At 58.4% G+C, this 13,728-nt stretch carries 14 protein-coding genes and 4 tRNA genes; 4 read left to right on the top strand and 14 right to left on the bottom strand.

The window, feature by feature from the left end:
* Window positions 1-65: 65 nt before the first annotated feature.
* From nusG to B0E33_RS24440, 6 genes are all read right to left on the bottom strand, one after another.
* A complete protein-coding gene (gene nusG / locus B0E33_RS24465; RefSeq protein ID WP_006936469.1) occupies window positions 66-596 on the bottom strand; it encodes a transcription termination/antitermination protein NusG in 531 nt (176 codons plus the stop codon).
* A gap of 66 nt (window positions 597-662) precedes the next feature.
* Window positions 663-860, bottom strand: a complete 198-nt coding sequence (gene secE, locus B0E33_RS24460) for a preprotein translocase subunit SecE (RefSeq protein WP_006936470.1) — start codon at window positions 858-860, stop codon at window positions 663-665.
* Window positions 861-963: 103 nt separating this feature from the next.
* Window positions 964-1,039: transfer RNA gene (locus B0E33_RS24455), tRNA-Trp, on the bottom strand.
* 108 nt (window positions 1,040-1,147) lie between these two features.
* Window positions 1,148-2,338, bottom strand: a complete 1,191-nt coding sequence (tuf, locus tag B0E33_RS24450; RefSeq protein ID WP_006936456.1) for an elongation factor Tu — start codon at window positions 2,336-2,338, stop codon at window positions 1,148-1,150.
* 170 nt (window positions 2,339-2,508) lie between these two features.
* Window positions 2,509-2,582 (bottom strand) — tRNA-Gly (locus B0E33_RS24445).
* A gap of 22 nt (window positions 2,583-2,604) precedes the next feature.
* Window positions 2,605-2,689 (bottom strand) — tRNA-Tyr (locus B0E33_RS24440).
* Window positions 2,690-3,215: 526 nt separating this feature from the next.
* Between B0E33_RS24440 and B0E33_RS24435 the strand changes: the two genes are divergently transcribed.
* From B0E33_RS24435 to B0E33_RS24425, 3 genes are all read left to right on the top strand, one after another.
* Complete coding sequence (locus B0E33_RS24435) at window positions 3,216-3,638, top strand: MarR family winged helix-turn-helix transcriptional regulator (RefSeq protein ID WP_077292682.1); 423 nt, start codon at window positions 3,216-3,218, stop codon at window positions 3,636-3,638.
* Window positions 3,635-4,138: a PaaI family thioesterase gene (locus B0E33_RS24430; protein WP_055654727.1), complete on the top strand. Its 504-nt coding sequence runs from the start codon at window positions 3,635-3,637 to the stop codon at window positions 4,136-4,138. The genes B0E33_RS24435 and B0E33_RS24430 overlap by 4 nt, the downstream gene beginning before the upstream one ends.
* Window positions 4,139-4,210: 72 nt before the next feature.
* Window positions 4,211-5,026, top strand: a complete 816-nt coding sequence (locus B0E33_RS24425; protein WP_077292681.1) for a TrmH family RNA methyltransferase — start codon at window positions 4,211-4,213, stop codon at window positions 5,024-5,026.
* Window positions 5,027-5,051: 25 nt separating this feature from the next.
* Here the strand turns inward: B0E33_RS24425 and B0E33_RS24420 are convergent, their stop codons facing one another.
* The gene (locus B0E33_RS24420) at window positions 5,052-6,242 is read right to left on the bottom strand and encodes an MFS transporter (RefSeq protein WP_077292680.1); all 1,191 of its coding nucleotides are present in this window, start codon (window positions 6,240-6,242) and stop codon (window positions 5,052-5,054) included.
* 678 nt (window positions 6,243-6,920) lie between these two features.
* Here B0E33_RS24420 and B0E33_RS24415 point away from each other — a divergent pair.
* Window positions 6,921-6,996: transfer RNA gene (locus tag B0E33_RS24415), tRNA-Thr, on the top strand.
* A 54-nt stretch (window positions 6,997-7,050) separates the two neighbouring features.
* On the opposite strand, the gene B0E33_RS24410 is transcribed toward B0E33_RS24415, so the two are convergent.
* The 7 genes from B0E33_RS24410 to cyoA all read right to left on the bottom strand — a co-directional run bounded on the left by B0E33_RS24410 (window position 7,051) and on the right by cyoA (window position 13,604).
* Complete coding sequence (locus B0E33_RS24410; RefSeq protein ID WP_077292679.1) at window positions 7,051-8,043, bottom strand: glycosyltransferase family 2 protein; 993 nt, start codon at window positions 8,041-8,043, stop codon at window positions 7,051-7,053.
* On the bottom strand, window positions 8,040-9,257 hold the full coding sequence (locus B0E33_RS24405; protein WP_167579594.1) for an FAD-dependent oxidoreductase: 1,218 nt from the start codon (window positions 9,255-9,257) through the stop codon (window positions 8,040-8,042). Before B0E33_RS24405 ends, B0E33_RS24410 begins: the two co-directional genes overlap by 4 nt.
* Before the next feature lie 120 nt (window positions 9,258-9,377).
* Window positions 9,378-9,647: a hypothetical protein gene (locus tag B0E33_RS24400; protein ID WP_023001145.1), complete on the bottom strand. Its 270-nt coding sequence runs from the start codon at window positions 9,645-9,647 to the stop codon at window positions 9,378-9,380.
* A 65-nt stretch (window positions 9,648-9,712) separates the two neighbouring features.
* Window positions 9,713-10,018 carry a cytochrome o ubiquinol oxidase subunit IV gene (cyoD, locus tag B0E33_RS24395; RefSeq protein ID WP_023001144.1) on the bottom strand — a complete coding sequence of 102 codons (306 nt, stop codon included), beginning with the start codon at window positions 10,016-10,018 and terminating at the stop codon, window positions 9,713-9,715.
* A gap of 9 nt (window positions 10,019-10,027) precedes the next feature.
* Window positions 10,028-10,621, bottom strand: coding sequence for a cytochrome o ubiquinol oxidase subunit III (gene cyoC, locus B0E33_RS24390; protein WP_077292677.1), 594 nt, complete (start codon window positions 10,619-10,621; stop codon window positions 10,028-10,030).
* A gap of 11 nt (window positions 10,622-10,632) precedes the next feature.
* A complete protein-coding gene (gene cyoB, locus B0E33_RS24385; RefSeq protein WP_077292676.1) occupies window positions 10,633-12,672 on the bottom strand; it encodes a cytochrome o ubiquinol oxidase subunit I in 2,040 nt (679 codons plus the stop codon).
* On the bottom strand, window positions 12,672-13,604 hold the full coding sequence (gene cyoA, locus B0E33_RS24380; RefSeq protein ID WP_077292675.1) for a ubiquinol oxidase subunit II: 933 nt from the start codon (window positions 13,602-13,604) through the stop codon (window positions 12,672-12,674). Before cyoA ends, cyoB begins: the two co-directional genes overlap by 1 nt.
* Window positions 13,605-13,728: the final 124 nt, after the last annotated feature.

Here is a 13,728-nt window from a genome sequence, read left to right as displayed (position 1 = left end):
CGGATGCCGCATCCTTGTGGACACTGCGACCGAGCTCTCAAGCCACCCCTCGGGGCAGCAAACGATCAGAGCTTGTCGACCTGACCGAATTCCAGTTCCACCGGCGTTGCACGGCCGAAGATGGACACGGCCACCTTCAAACGCGCACGCTCGTCATCCACTTCCTCGACAAGGCCGGAGAAGGACGCGAACGGACCGTCGGAAACACGCACCTGCTCGCCAACCTCGAAAGTCACGGACGGCTTCGGCCGGTCCACGCCTTCCTGCACCTGGTTGATGATGCGCATTGCTTCTTTTTCCGGGATCGGCATCGGCTTCTGATCCGCGCCCAGGAACCCGGTTACCTTCGGAGTATCCTTGATGAGGTGGAAAGCCTCGTTGGTCATTTCCATCTTCACCAGGACGTAGCCCGGGAAGAACTTGCGCTCTGCATCGACCTTGCGGCCACGGCGCACTTCAACGACCTTTTCCATCGGAACGAGAATCTCTTCGAACAGGTCGGACAGACCCTTCTGCTCGGCCTTTTCGCGGATGGACTCGGCGACCTTCTTCTCGAAATTGGAGTAGGCGTGCACAATGTACCAGCGCTTGGCCATGGATCTCAGTTCCGTTTCTTGTTCTTTGTCTTCAAACCGGACAGTCGCCCGGGCGGCTGACTGAAATTAGCCGCCGACACCCAGAAGATAGCCGATCCCGAAGCCCATCAACTGATCTGCCACGAGAAAAAAGATCGCCGCGATCACAACCATGATGAAAACCATGACAGTGGTCACTGCTGTTTCTTTGCGCGTCGGCCAAGTTACCTTGGACGTTTCCGCGCGTACTTCCTGGATGAATTTAAAGGGATTGGTCTTCGCCATTCCGATTCCGGTCTGTTAAATACGAGTGGGCGCGCGAAAAACTTCGCGCGCCTCACTCGAGGAAACTCTTTAAGCCCTCGAGGCAGATTAATCAAGAGCAAATTGGCAGGGGCAGCAGGGTTCGAACCCGCGACCTACGGTTTTGGAGACCGTCGCTCTACCAGCTGAGCTATACCCCTTCAGAAGTCCGCCTGGGCGAACTTGCTCCTGATACCCTCTGAAGCCGCACATCGCAAGACTTAAGAGGCGGGACTGCCGGGCACAAGGCCCGGCAGCCCGAAATCATCTTATTCGATGATGGATGCGACGACGCCAGCGCCGACGGTACGGCCACCTTCGCGGATAGCGAAGCGCAGGCCTTCTTCCATGGCGATCGGCACGATCAGCTCAACCTCGACGGAGACGTTGTCGCCCGGCATCACCATTTCCGTGCCTTCCGGCAGGGACACCACACCGGTCACGTCCGTCGTACGGAAGTAGAACTGCGGGCGGTAGTTGGTGAAGAACGGGGTGTGACGACCACCTTCTTCCTTGGTGAGGATGTAAGCCTCGGCCTTGAACTTCGTGTGCGGGGTAACAGTACCCGGCTTGCAAAGAACCTGGCCACGCTCAACGTCTTCACGTGCGATACCGCGGATCAGCGCGCCGATGTTGTCGCCTGCTTCGCCGCTGTCCAGCAGCTTGCGGAACATTTCAACGCCGGTGACCGTGGTCTTCTGCGTGTCCTTGATGCCGACGATTTCGACTTCTTCGCCAACCTTCACGATGCCGCGCTCAACACGACCGGTCACAACCGTACCACGGCCGGAGATCGAGAAGACGTCTTCGATCGGCATCAGGAACGGAAGGTCCTTCGGACGCTCCGGGGTCGGGATGTACGCGTCGACCTGAGCCATCAGCTCACGGATCGCATCGCGGCCGATGGCCGGATCGCGGTTTTCAACGGCTGCCAGTGCAGAACCCTTGACGATCGGAATGTCGTCGCCCGGGAATTCATAGGAAGACAGCAGTTCGCGGATTTCCATTTCGACGAGCTCGAGAAGCTCTTCGTCGTCGACCTGGTCAACCTTGTTCATGAACACGACCAGAGCCGGAACACCAACCTGGCGAGCCAGGAGGATGTGTTCACGGGTCTGCGGCATCGGGCCGTCAGCGGCAGAGCAGACCAGGATCGCGCCGTCCATCTGCGCTGCACCGGTGATCATGTTCTTGACGTAGTCGGCGTGACCAGGGCAGTCGACGTGTGCGTAGTGACGGTTTTCCGTCTCATACTCAACGTGGGCCGTGGAGATGGTGATGCCGCGAGCCTTTTCTTCAGGCGCGCCGTCGATTTCGTCGTAAGCTTTTGCAGTCGCACCGCCGGTTTCAGCCAGCGTCATGGTGATTGCTGCGGTCAGCGTCGTCTTGCCGTGGTCAACGTGGCCAATCGTGCCAATGTTAACGTGCGGCTTGTTGCGCTCAAATTTTTCCTTCGCCATCGGCGTCGCTCTCTGTCCAATACTCGGTTCGGTCGAATTAGGTCGAGGCGGGACGCGTTCCGGCGCCTTGGACAGATCCGCGAGCGACGAATTGCTTCCCGTTGAACTTCTTGTCAGGATTTCCGGGCGAAAGAGCCTTCCGTTCCGGACACTCCGATCAGCACCCATGATGGAGCGGGTGAAGGGAATCGAACCCTCGTCGTCAGCTTGGAAGGCTGCTGCTCTACCATTGAGCTACACCCGCACAACGAGAGAACCAGGAACGATGGTGGAGGAGGTTGGATTCGAACCAACGTAGGCATAGCCAACGGATTTACAGTCCGTCCCCTTTAGCCACTCGGGCACTCCTCCATCTCGTCCTGCTTCACGCCGAAGCGATCAGGATGGCTTACCGAAGAGCCCGCCCGGAAGGGGCGAGCAATCCCGTGGCGCGTGTTATGCAGATAGGGCCCCGCCCTGTCAACGTCGATTTTGCAAAGAATTGAACAAAATCAGCAGGACGCTCGAAACAGACGCTTCGAACGTGAGCTATTGCCAAGGCCGATGGCACCACCAGATTGCCGCAGCACGGCTGCGATGTCACGGTTCCCCTGCGTTTTGCTGAAAATCCGGCTTCACGCGACCCCAGCCTGTGGACAACTTTCATCAACGCGCCCGTTCCTTTGACGAGGCCATTTGTGCCAATGCCTGCACCTGCTGCCCTTTTGAAAAACCAGTCGGACACGACTGCACCCTTGAGCAGATTCTTTTGTTGTTGTACCTACAACAAATGTCATCTTCCCTCAAAGATATCGATTTCCAGCACATGGGCAGAACCTGCCTCGGTCACGCCGCCCGGCGCACCGCCAATCTTCTGACCCGTCATTATAATAGGCACATGGCAGTTCTCGGCCTTGAACTGACCCAGGCCCAGCTTTTGGCTGCCATAGCCGACGGATCTGCAAGTTCGGCGGCAGAGATCGCCCGTTTTCTCGGCATCGACCGATCCACGCTGGCCCGAAACCTCAAGCCTTTGGAAGTTGCCGGTCTTGTAACCCGACAAGATGGCAAAGGCCGAAAGGTTCTTCCTGTGCTGACACAACTGGGCGAGGCAAAGGTGATTGAGATCCACCGCACCTGGCTCAAGGCACAAGAAGAGGTCAGCACATTGCTTGGCCCGGACGGCGCTGATGCCGTTCGCACCCAGATGTCCACGTTGCGCAAGGCGGTTCACATTCTGGAAAGCCAGGAAAAACCTGCCGCAGACACTGCCTCCCAATCAGACCCCGACGAGACCACCCTTTCAGGACACCAATCATGAGCGATCCCCAGACCCTGACCGAAAACGGCAAGACCCACACCCTTGGCGCGCTTCCAAAGGCAGCCTTTGCCACCATGACCGGGCTTGATATCTTCGAGCGCATGATGGCAGGCGATCTGCCTGCCCCGCCGATCATGGTGCATTCCAATATCAGGATGAAGGAATTCTCCGAAGGCCGGGCCGTCTTCACCGGCCAGCCAGCGCGCGAGTTCCTGAACCCGCTCGGTACGGTCCATGGTGGCTGGATTTCGACGCTGATCGACACGGCGCTGAGCTGCGCGGTACACACCACGCTGCAGCCCGGCGAATTCTACACCACCACATCGCTCAACGTGAACATGGTTCGCCCGCTGCTTGAAACCAGCGGAGAAGTGGTTTGCGAGGGGCGGATCGTTCACCGCGGCTCCCGCCTGGCGACCTCCGAAGGCGATCTGCGAGACGCGAACGGCAAACTGATCGCCCATGGCACCGTCAGCTGCATGATCCTGAAGCCCTCTTGAGGCAATGGATATGGAACAGTCGCACTGTCTTTCCCTCTTTTCCTGACGTGGAAATCCCGGTAGAGCTGCGCCATGAGTGACGACAAGAAACCTTCGCGCCCAGCCGGCAAGCCGGGCTTTCGTGGCAACAAGAAGTTCGGTGGCAAACCTGCGCCGCGCCGTCCGGGCCTCCCCCCGGAAGGCCCGGTGCTGCTTTACGGCCTCCACACCGTGGAAGCGGCCTTTGCCAACAAGGATCGCAAGCGGCTGAAGCTGTTCGCAACGGACAATGCCGTTCGCCGCCTCGAAGAACGTGGCGTGAAGATCGATGTTCCTGTCGAATCCATGATGCCCCGCGCGCTGGACCGGATGGTGACGAAGGATGCTGTCCATCAGGGCATGATTCTGGAAGCCGATCCCCTGCCCGCTTATGGCGCCGAGCATCTGAAAGGTGCGCGGCTCGTGCTGGCACTTGACCAGGTCACGGATCCGCACAATGTAGGCGCAATCCTGCGCTCGGCTGTCGCGCTCGATGCCGATGCGGTGGTAACAACCGAACGCCACGCACCGGAAGAAGGCTCCGTTCTGGCGAAATCCGCTTCCGGTGCACTCGACATGATCAAACATGTCCGGGTGAAAAACATGGCCCGCTTCATTGCCGAGATGAAGGACGAAGGCTTTTCCTGCATTGCCCTCGACAGCGATGGCCCGGCAAGTCTTGAACAGACACCGTTCAGCGACAGGACAGTTCTGGTGCTGGGCTCGGAGGGAAAAGGCGTGCGTCAGGGTGTGCGCGAAGCCTGCGGCCTGACAGCCCGCCTCGACATGCCGGGCGAGATTCGCTCGCTCAATGTTTCAAATGCCGCTGTACTGTCACTCTATGTGGCGCGGATGAAAATGGGGCTGTAAGGCCCCTCTCCTTTCACCATCCGATTCAAAGCACCTCTCCGCGCGCTGCAGTCACGGAACTGGCGGCAGTTCTGTTCGCCCGCGTCGCCTCCGACCGGGTCAGGCAAGGCGCCAATAGCAGACTGATACCGATCATCGGTGCCAGCACCATGAGAGCCGCCCGAATACCGAAGGCATCGGCGAGCGGCCCGATGGTGAGCGGCCCGACCAGAAAGCCAAGCAGAGCCACAAAGGAAAGCACGGCGACATTGGAAGCCGCACTTCCTCCTGGCGCTGCGGATGCCGCGGTCACTCCAAGAGGAAACGCGAGCGCTGCTCCCGATCCCAGAACTCCCAGACCGATAAGTGCAATCGGCGCGTTCGGTGCAAGCCATATCAGGCTCAGACCGATCAGTCCGATGAGCGCAAGCACCTGCCCCAGGCGTCCTGGCGCCGCAACCTGGCGCAAGCGGTCTCCCATGAGCCGGGTCGAAGCCAGACACAGCGAAAAGATCGATATGCCCAGCCCGGCGAGGCCCGGATTGGCGGCAAAGGCATCCCGGAGATAGACCGCAGCCCAATCCGCAACGGCCCCTTCCACCAATGTCGTTCCAAAAGTGAAAAAACAGACGCCTAGCAAAACCGGATGTGGCACCCGGAAACCGCGTTGCTCGGGTTTGGCCGACTGCCCTTCGGGCGGCAAAGGCAACCGCAGGATTACAGGCAACACCAGGGCCTGAACCAGGATCGCGATCGCGATACCGGCCACAAGGGGCGACAGGGCAAAACCCGCCACAGCCGAGCCAATCAGCGTTCCAGACAGAAGTCCGAAGCTCCAGCAGCCATGGGCTCTGCTCATGATCTTGTGATGGGTGCGCGTCTCATAATCGTCAGCCAGAACGTTGAGCCCGAGTTCCAGGATGGACATCGATCCGCCGACAAGCGCGAGCGCGGCCATCAAAAGCCACTGGGTTGTCGCCATGAAGGGCAACAGCATGGCGAGAAGAAAGACCGGATAAAAGACCAGCGTGATCCGCTTGGCACCGATCCAGCCTGCAATGCGCCCCGCGATCATCAAGGTTGTCAAAGTACCGACCGGCGCCCCGACAAGCGCAATCGCCAACTCGCTGTTGGTCAGTCCAAGCGTGGTCTGGACGCCTGGAATATGCGGCAGCCAAGCCCCGAGTGCGATCGGCTGCAGATAGAAAATGAGGCAGATGCGCTGCGCTTCAGTCATTTAAATCGATCCAATTGGCGCACATGATTTCGGGCAGAACCACATGTGTCACGGCAGATTTTCCACTGAGGGTGAAACGGAAGTGATGACAGGACCGAACAGTGTTTGGTCTATCCAGCCTGCCTTCCGGTAAAACCAGAGGAGCCCGCGCAGAAAGCGACAGGCTGATATTCAGAGTGCGCATTTATGGGTGCAAAACCCGGTTCATGCAAGCTGCCGCCCCCTCTTCGCAGAGCCCCTTCAGCGCTTGCGAACGCTGGATTGGCGGATGCCGCAGTTTGGACGTCGCCAAGCGTCCACCTTGATCAGGGGCACATCGGCTATGCGGATCAGTGCTTGATGTGCTGCGCGAGCTTATTATGCCAAGGCAAGGAAATGATTCCGTTCCAGGGAACTGGCAAGATGGCCGCGCGCTGCCCCTCTGACCGAGAAATATGCCTCTTGATTGCGCCTACGCCACAACTGCTTCCCTAAATTTGCAGGAATGACATTGGAATCGAGACGTCGCGATACTGAATTTCTGGGTCGCAGAAACTCTGCACACGCGAAACTATCCACAGCGGCTACCCAATTTTCGAAATTATCAGAGAGGTTTAGCTGGTTTTCCGGAATCAGAATCGAAAAATGCAAATCAAGGCATGGACAAGTGCGCCCAATCTGGTAGAAGCCATCCCCGGCGCCGGTATAGCTCAGCTGGTAGAGCACGTGATTTGTAATCTCGGGGTCGCGGGTTCGAATCCTGCTGCCGGCACCATTCCCCCCCCATTCAGCTTGAAACTCTATTGTGTCGCTCGCCGCTGGCACTTTGCTATCGCGTGCCTCGGGCGACACGGACCATATGTTCTCGCCACGCGTTGCAGCCAGCCTGGCGCTGCATCAATGAACGCCGCAGCATCTTCTTCATACCTTCCTGGCGCAGATCCAGTTCACTCTGGCTCCAGATCGCGTCGAATGCCGTGCCGACGGCTAGCGGTCTCAACTCGCTGTTTCTGGAAAAGACCCGCTCGCAGGCAAGATCGAATATGGCCTCGCGCTGGTACTCGTCAGCCACGGACCGTGCCGCATGGAATGCCATTTGCTGGCAATAACGCATCCAGGCGGATGCAAGGGTTTTCGCCGGTGTTTCCAGCCAGCTCGTGTGAGTGTTGCCGTCGTGGTAGAGCTTCCTGTAGAGCGGCCGGTCGAGATAAAGCATTTCTCCCTGGATCGCCTGGCGCATGATCCAGGTACTGTCGGCGAACATGTTGTCGAACCGGTTTCCGGGAACGGTCAGATCACGAAGGTTTGGCGGTGTCCGGTTGACCGCCCGAAAACTGACGCCGGCATAACTCATCCCGAACACCTGACTGATCCGCGCTTCCAGGTCTCCGCTCACGCTTTTGCTGCGGATGATGTGTTCATCCGGCCTGCCGACGGTCTGAATTGCGGTGCAAGCGCTTCCGGCAGCAGGTGTCTTTTCCAGAAGATCCACAAGCGTGGCGTAATAGTCCGGCTCAATGGTGTCGTCTTGCGGCAGGATGGCAAAATACGGCGTCCTCACCCTTCTGATCAGCCAATTGGCGTTTTCCACCCAGCCGAGTCGTCCTCGCTGATGGTAGATACGCACGTTTGCCACGCGCCGGAACGGTTCGAAGGTTTCCCGTTCGAAACCGCCATCATTGGAAATGACAACACGAAAGTCGCGAAAGCTCTGCTCCTGCACCGACGCAAGCACCCGTTCAAGAAACCCGTTCGGCCGGTAGGCAGGAATACAGATTGTCAGACGAGGCCGTTTCCATGGCCATATTGCAGGAAACTTCATGAGGCGATGACTTTTTGAACCTGGCTTGAAGATGCCAGCGCGTCCGCCGCTTCAAGCGCGAACATCGGTGCGGTCGTGTATTTGCCCGGATCAAGGCTGCAATAACCATCGGCCACGAGGCTGGGGCCTATTCTGCTGCGCTTGTGCAGATCGCTCACGCGATCGTCGATATCACTTGCACCCCTTGCGTCGATAACTCCGCCGATCAACGGTGCTTCGTCCGTCTCGGGAAAGCGCAGGAACTCAGCTAACTTCGGATAGTAGGCTGCAAGTGCGGCAACGGAACTGCGCACAATTTCGGCCTTTCGGGAAGAAGCGATCTCTGGGTGCGGAAGCAAAAGGTCGCGTGTGCTGGCGAGCATCATCGACGGGTACCAGGACAGATACACCCGGCCTGTCTCATACCGCACGACATCCCCGTATCGCCCCAACATGAGCGTAACATTCGCCAGATCTTCGACAACATCCGGCAGCAGTACCGCCATTTTGTAGCGCAGGAACCACGAGGCATCATCAGCAAAGCCGCTGGCATGATCAAGAAAGCGGCGCTGCTCCCAGGCGGCGTTGAGCACCCGGTCGAATGGTCCGTCAGCGCGATGTTCACCAACCACTTGCCATCCGGACCGGCTTGTCTCGAAACGCGTCACCCTGTGATTGGACTGGAACTCGATTCGCGGGTGAGAAAGAACCGCTGCGCGCAGTGAATCAGCAATGGCTCGAGTGTCGACGGATCGTTCCGGCGTTCCGAAGGCCGCCTCGATCTTGCCAGCGTCAGAGCCATAAGGATGGGAGGTCAGGCGCCGGAAGGCCGGTAGATCCACTTCGCCGAGGTAGTCTGCATTTGGTGCCGCTAGCCGCTCGCGGAGGATGTCTTGCACCAGCACAAAGTGCTGTTCTACCGCACCCGCGGAAAGCTGAGACCCCTCGGGAACGGCATAATCGAATGGCTGCGTTACGGAAGAAGCGAAAAGGTCTTGCGCCATCCACCGGCACACGATGGACCGGAATTGAAGCGCGCCGTCGATCATGCGCCGTGCGGTCAGACCTGAACTGTCCCCGCCGTAAACGAACCCGAGATGGATCTTGCCTTCGTTGACCAGCGACGCCGCAGTCAGCGGTTCTGCCCCCGCATCGTAAAGCACGACGCGGTTACCGCGATCAGCAAGTTCCAGAGCTGCGATCGAGCCGGCAATGCCGGCGCCCACAATCGCCATGTCCCGGCACGATTTCATCCAAGAACGACCGAAATCATGTTTCCCCACACCTGTTCCGGAACGGGTTCTCTTACCTCAAGCGCAGCAAACCGACCAGTGGAACAGATACATTATCGGTCGTCATTCCACGTCGCCGATGTATTTTGCCTGGTTGATCAGCTCCTGGCATTTTGCTTCGTTGCCTGCGTGCCGTTCCTTGTTCGCTTCCTGGAGCAGTGCGCGCATCTTCTCTGCAACAGTGATGTCGATACCCTCCCTCTCGGAGTGGGTAACGGCATTTTCAACCTTGTCGATGTCCGCCTGACAGTCGGCAAGTGCACCATTGGTAGCGACCAGCATCAGCCCTGCGGCCAGAAGACTTCCGGCAAGCGGATTGCGATAGCATCTCATGTCATTCTCCCTTTCGGACAGGCTGGTCGTCGATTGCGGCGAGACGCCTCAATGGCGACCAGCATTCACTGCATGCGGTGATGCAGATCCATCATGATCCAGAGACTGCCGCCGACCATGATGAAAATGAGCACCGCGGCAAAGGCCAGAAAGAACAGGTTTTCGACCGGGGTGGATTTCAGGTCGATGTGTAGAAAAAATACCAGGTGAACGATCACCTGCAGAACCGCGGCAACAGCGATGACGAAATATACGGCACTGCCTGTGAGCAGTCCGCCCCAGACCAGGGCGAAGGGAATTGCCGTCAGCACAACTGCAAGCACAAACCCGGTGAGATAGGTAGACAGGCTGCGTTCAGCGGAATGGTTCATATGTGCCCCCTATAGAACGCCCGGCAGATAGACCGCCGAAAAGATCCCGATCCAGACAATATCGAGAAAATGCCAGAACAGCCCGAGCCGCATCAACCGGGAACGAACCGGCGGCGTCAAGCCCTTGACCATGATCTGGCCAATCATAACCACGATCCCGAGTGCCCCGAACGCAACGTGCAGTCCGTGTGTGCCCACCAGCGTGAAGAAGGCGGACAGAAAGCCGCTTACCTCCGGACCCGCACCTTTTTCGATCATGCCGGCAAATTCACTCAGCTCCATTGCCAGAAATGCGAAGCCGAGCAGCAAGGTCACAAAGAGCCATTGGACCACGCGGCCCTTCTGGTCGTTCATCAGCGCAATGTTCGCCATCCCGAACGTCAGGCTGGAGACCAGCAGCAAGCCGGTTTCAACGGCAGTCCTGCTAAGATCGAAGAGCTCTTTTGACGTCGGACCCGCTGCGGAATTTTCCGACAGGACAGCGTAGGTCGCAAACAACAGCGCGAAGATGACCGCGTCGGTCATCAGATAGATCCAGAACCCGAATTCCCTGGAATGAAGGGAGTGCTTCTCTTCCTCTTCAAGGATGATTGCAGCAGACATCGGCCCCTCCCTCAAACCGTTCCGGACAACGGTGCGCCAGAGGCGGCACCGCGCGGCACAAAATCGCGCATGTCGTGCAGGTCGGCCGGCGAGATCTGAGCGAGGCGTTCACGCTCGATCCGGGCGACTTCTGCTGCCGGCAACACGAATTCGCTGTTGTCGTCGGACGCCCGGATACCGACACATACGAGGGACAGCACGAAGCTCAGGGCGACGAGCCACCAGATGTACCAGATGAAGGCAAAACCGAGCACAAATGCCAGCGCACCAAGCACCGGGCCGATCCAGGTGTTTTTCGGCATGACGATGTCTTCGTAATGCTGCGGCGGCTGATAGGCCTCCCCCCGGATCTTCATGTCGTGGAACGCGTCGATATCGGTCACCTCGGGAAGAACCGCGAAGTTATAGGCAGCTGGCGGTGAGGACGTCGCCCATTCCAGGGTACGACCGTTCCACGGGTCCCCCGTGATGTCCCTGGCGGATCCCCATTTCCTGGCCGAAACGTAAAGCTGGATGGCGATGCAGGCGATGCCGCACAGGACGAACAGAGCCCCGATCGCAGCGACGATCAGAAAGGGTTGCCAGGTGGGGTCGGCATAATGCTCCATCCGCCGGCTCATGCCCTTGAAGCCAAGGACGTAGAGCGGCATGAAGGCGAGATAGAAACCGATGATCCAGCACCAGAAGGACCGCATGCCCCATTTGGCGTCCAGCTTGAAACCGAAGGCTTTGGGGAACCAGTAGTTCATGCCGGCGAAATAACCGAAAAGAGCGCCCGGGATCAGCATGTTGTGGAAGTGCGCCACCAGGAAGGTGGAATTGTGCATCAGGTAGTCGGCGGGCGGCAGGGCCAGCAGCACACCGGTCACGCCACCGATGACGAAGGTCACCATGAAGCCGATGGTGTAGACCATGGACGTGTGAAACTCGATCCGGCCCTTGTACATGGTGAACAGCCAGTCGAAGATCTTCACCCCCGTCGGCACCGCGATGATCATCGTCGCGATGCCGAATATGGCATTCACATTGGCAGACGAGCCCATCGTGAAGAAGTGGTGCAGCCAGACTGTGAACGACAGCAGCGCGATACAGGCGGTCGCATAGACCAGTGAAGTGTAACCGAACAGTCGCTTGCGCGAGAATGTCGCCACCACTTCGGAAAAAATACCGAAGGCCGGCAAGATCAGGATGTAGACCTCCGGATGACCCCAGATCCACAGCAGGTTGGCAAACATCATCATGTTGCCGCCGTCACCGTTGGTGAAGAAATGGAAGCCGAGCGTGCGATCGAGTGTCAACTGACCGGCGACCACCGTCAGCGCCGGAAAGGCGAAGGCAATCAGGATGGAAATGCACAGTGTCGTCCAGGTGAACATCGGCATGCGCATGAAAGTCATGCCCGGGCAGCGGTTCTTGACGATGGTCACGATGAAGTTGATGCCTGAGAGCGTACTGCCCACCCCGCTGATGATCAGCGCCCATAGCCAGTAGTCGACCCCCACACCCGGACTGTATTCAGCCCCGGAATATGGAGGATATCCGGTCCAGCCGGCTTGCGAGAACTTGCCGACCACAAGCGATATCAGCACCAGAGCCGCACCGGCTGCCGTCATCCAGAGGCTGACGGAATTCAGGAACGGAAAGGCGACGTCCCGCGCGCCGATCTGTTGCGGCACGATGATGTTGATGAGCCCGGTCAGGAACGGCATGGCCACGAAAAAGATCATGATCGTGCCGTGGGAGGAGAAAATCTGCTCGAAATGTTCCGGCGGAAGATAACCTTCGCTGTTCAGGGAAACCGCCTGTTGCGCCCGCATCATGAGAGCATCGACAAACCCGCGCACCAGCATCACCAGAGCCAGCACCACATACATGATGCCGATCTTTTTGTGATCGACGCTGGTCAGCCAGTCTGTCCAGAGAACTTTCCAAGCGCGCAGCCAGGTGATCAGCAGGAACACGGCAATACCGCCGCCAACAGTTACTGCCGCCCCACCCATGGCCACCCAGGAATAGAACGGCAGGGCCTCAATCGTAAGACGTCCCAGCATCAAACAGCCCCCCGGCAGATGAGTTCGGCGGCCTTGCTTTCGTAAGGGCCGACAATCGGCGCGTATTTGCGCAGGATGATCGAAAAGAGATCCGTCTCGTAAGACGAATAATGCCGGACTGGATCGGCAACGCTCTTTTTGTGCAGGTCCACATATGTCTTGGCGTCCAGCACATCAGCGGATCCTGTTGCCTTTTCCTTCCAGGCGGCGAAATCCGCTTCGTTCATGGCATGAGCCTTGAAGTGCTGGTCGGAAAAGCCGTCGCCGGAATACATTGTGTTGCGGCCGTTGAAGGTGCCTGGACCATCTGCGATCAGGTTAAGTTCGGAGCGCATGCCCGCCATGGCGTAGATCTGGCCACCGAGTGCGGGGATCATCAGTGAATTCATGACCGTGTCGGAGGTGATCTCTATGGTTAGCGGCCTGTCTGCGGGAAAGGCCAGTTCATTCACGCTGGCCGTGCCGAGTTCCGGGTATAAGAACAGCCATTTCCAGTCGAGTGCGACGGCCTGCACCTTGAAAGCCGGCTTGTCGGACGCCAGGGCCTTGTAAGGGTCAAGCCTGTGGGTCGCATCCCAGACAATGGTTCCGATGACAATCACGATTGCAGCTGGAACCAGCCAGACCACGGCTTCAATGCCCCAGGAACCATCCCACTCGGGCGCATAATCCGCGGTGTTGCCATTACGCTTGCGATATCGCCAGGCGAACAGCAGCGTTAGTATGATCGCGGGAATGGCGACGATCATCATGATGCCGAATGCCGTGAACAGCAGATCCCGTTCCGCCAACGCGATAGGCCCTTTCGGGAAGAGCACCGGCGCATCGGAAAGTGCACAACCTTGCAACAACGGGAAAAGGCATACGAGGCCGACCGTCGCGGCAGACCTCAAGGCAATACGGACCCTTAGTCCGGCAATCCGATCAACCATGGCACCCCCGTTGAAAAATGGATAGGGACTGTCTGTTTGCAACACTTGTGGCGGCGCGCCCGCCAGGAACGATATGCTTTACTTTTGAAAAGCCTAGCCGAGCCCGCGCGGCATTGAAAGAGCG

This window comes from Roseibium algicola, from assembly GCF_001999245.1.
Taxonomy (GTDB): domain Bacteria; phylum Pseudomonadota; class Alphaproteobacteria; order Rhizobiales; family Stappiaceae; genus Roseibium; species Roseibium algicola.
Note: the sequence above shows the minus strand (reverse complement) of the source record. Positions and strands in the feature narration are given on the sequence as shown.

Excerpts from the sequence above, each read along its gene's own strand:
- nusG (WP_006936469.1), bottom strand. The coding sequence starts at position 596 with ATGGCCAAGCGCTGGTACATTGTGCACGCCTACTCCAATTTCGAGAAG.
- secE (WP_006936470.1), bottom strand. The coding sequence starts at position 860 with ATGGCGAAGACCAATCCCTTTAAATTCATCCAGGAAGTACGCGCGGAA.
- tuf (WP_006936456.1), bottom strand. The coding sequence starts at position 2,338 with ATGGCGAAGGAAAAATTTGAGCGCAACAAGCCGCACGTTAACATTGGC.
- B0E33_RS24435 (WP_077292682.1), top strand. The coding sequence starts at position 3,216 with ATGGCAGTTCTCGGCCTTGAACTGACCCAGGCCCAGCTTTTGGCTGCC.
- B0E33_RS24430 (WP_055654727.1), top strand. The coding sequence starts at position 3,635 with ATGAGCGATCCCCAGACCCTGACCGAAAACGGCAAGACCCACACCCTT.
- B0E33_RS24425 (WP_077292681.1), top strand. The coding sequence starts at position 4,211 with ATGAGTGACGACAAGAAACCTTCGCGCCCAGCCGGCAAGCCGGGCTTT.
- B0E33_RS24420 (WP_077292680.1), bottom strand. The coding sequence starts at position 6,242 with ATGACTGAAGCGCAGCGCATCTGCCTCATTTTCTATCTGCAGCCGATC.
- B0E33_RS24410 (WP_077292679.1), bottom strand. The coding sequence starts at position 8,043 with ATGAAGTTTCCTGCAATATGGCCATGGAAACGGCCTCGTCTGACAATC.
- B0E33_RS24405 (WP_167579594.1), bottom strand. The coding sequence starts at position 9,257 with ATGGCGATTGTGGGCGCCGGCATTGCCGGCTCGATCGCAGCTCTGGAA.
- B0E33_RS24400 (WP_023001145.1), bottom strand. The coding sequence starts at position 9,647 with ATGAGATGCTATCGCAATCCGCTTGCCGGAAGTCTTCTGGCCGCAGGG.
- cyoD (WP_023001144.1), bottom strand. The coding sequence starts at position 10,018 with ATGAACCATTCCGCTGAACGCAGCCTGTCTACCTATCTCACCGGGTTT.
- cyoC (WP_077292677.1), bottom strand. The coding sequence starts at position 10,621 with ATGTCTGCTGCAATCATCCTTGAAGAGGAAGAGAAGCACTCCCTTCAT.
- cyoB (WP_077292676.1), bottom strand. The coding sequence starts at position 12,672 with ATGCTGGGACGTCTTACGATTGAGGCCCTGCCGTTCTATTCCTGGGTG.
- cyoA (WP_077292675.1), bottom strand. The coding sequence starts at position 13,604 with ATGGTTGATCGGATTGCCGGACTAAGGGTCCGTATTGCCTTGAGGTCT.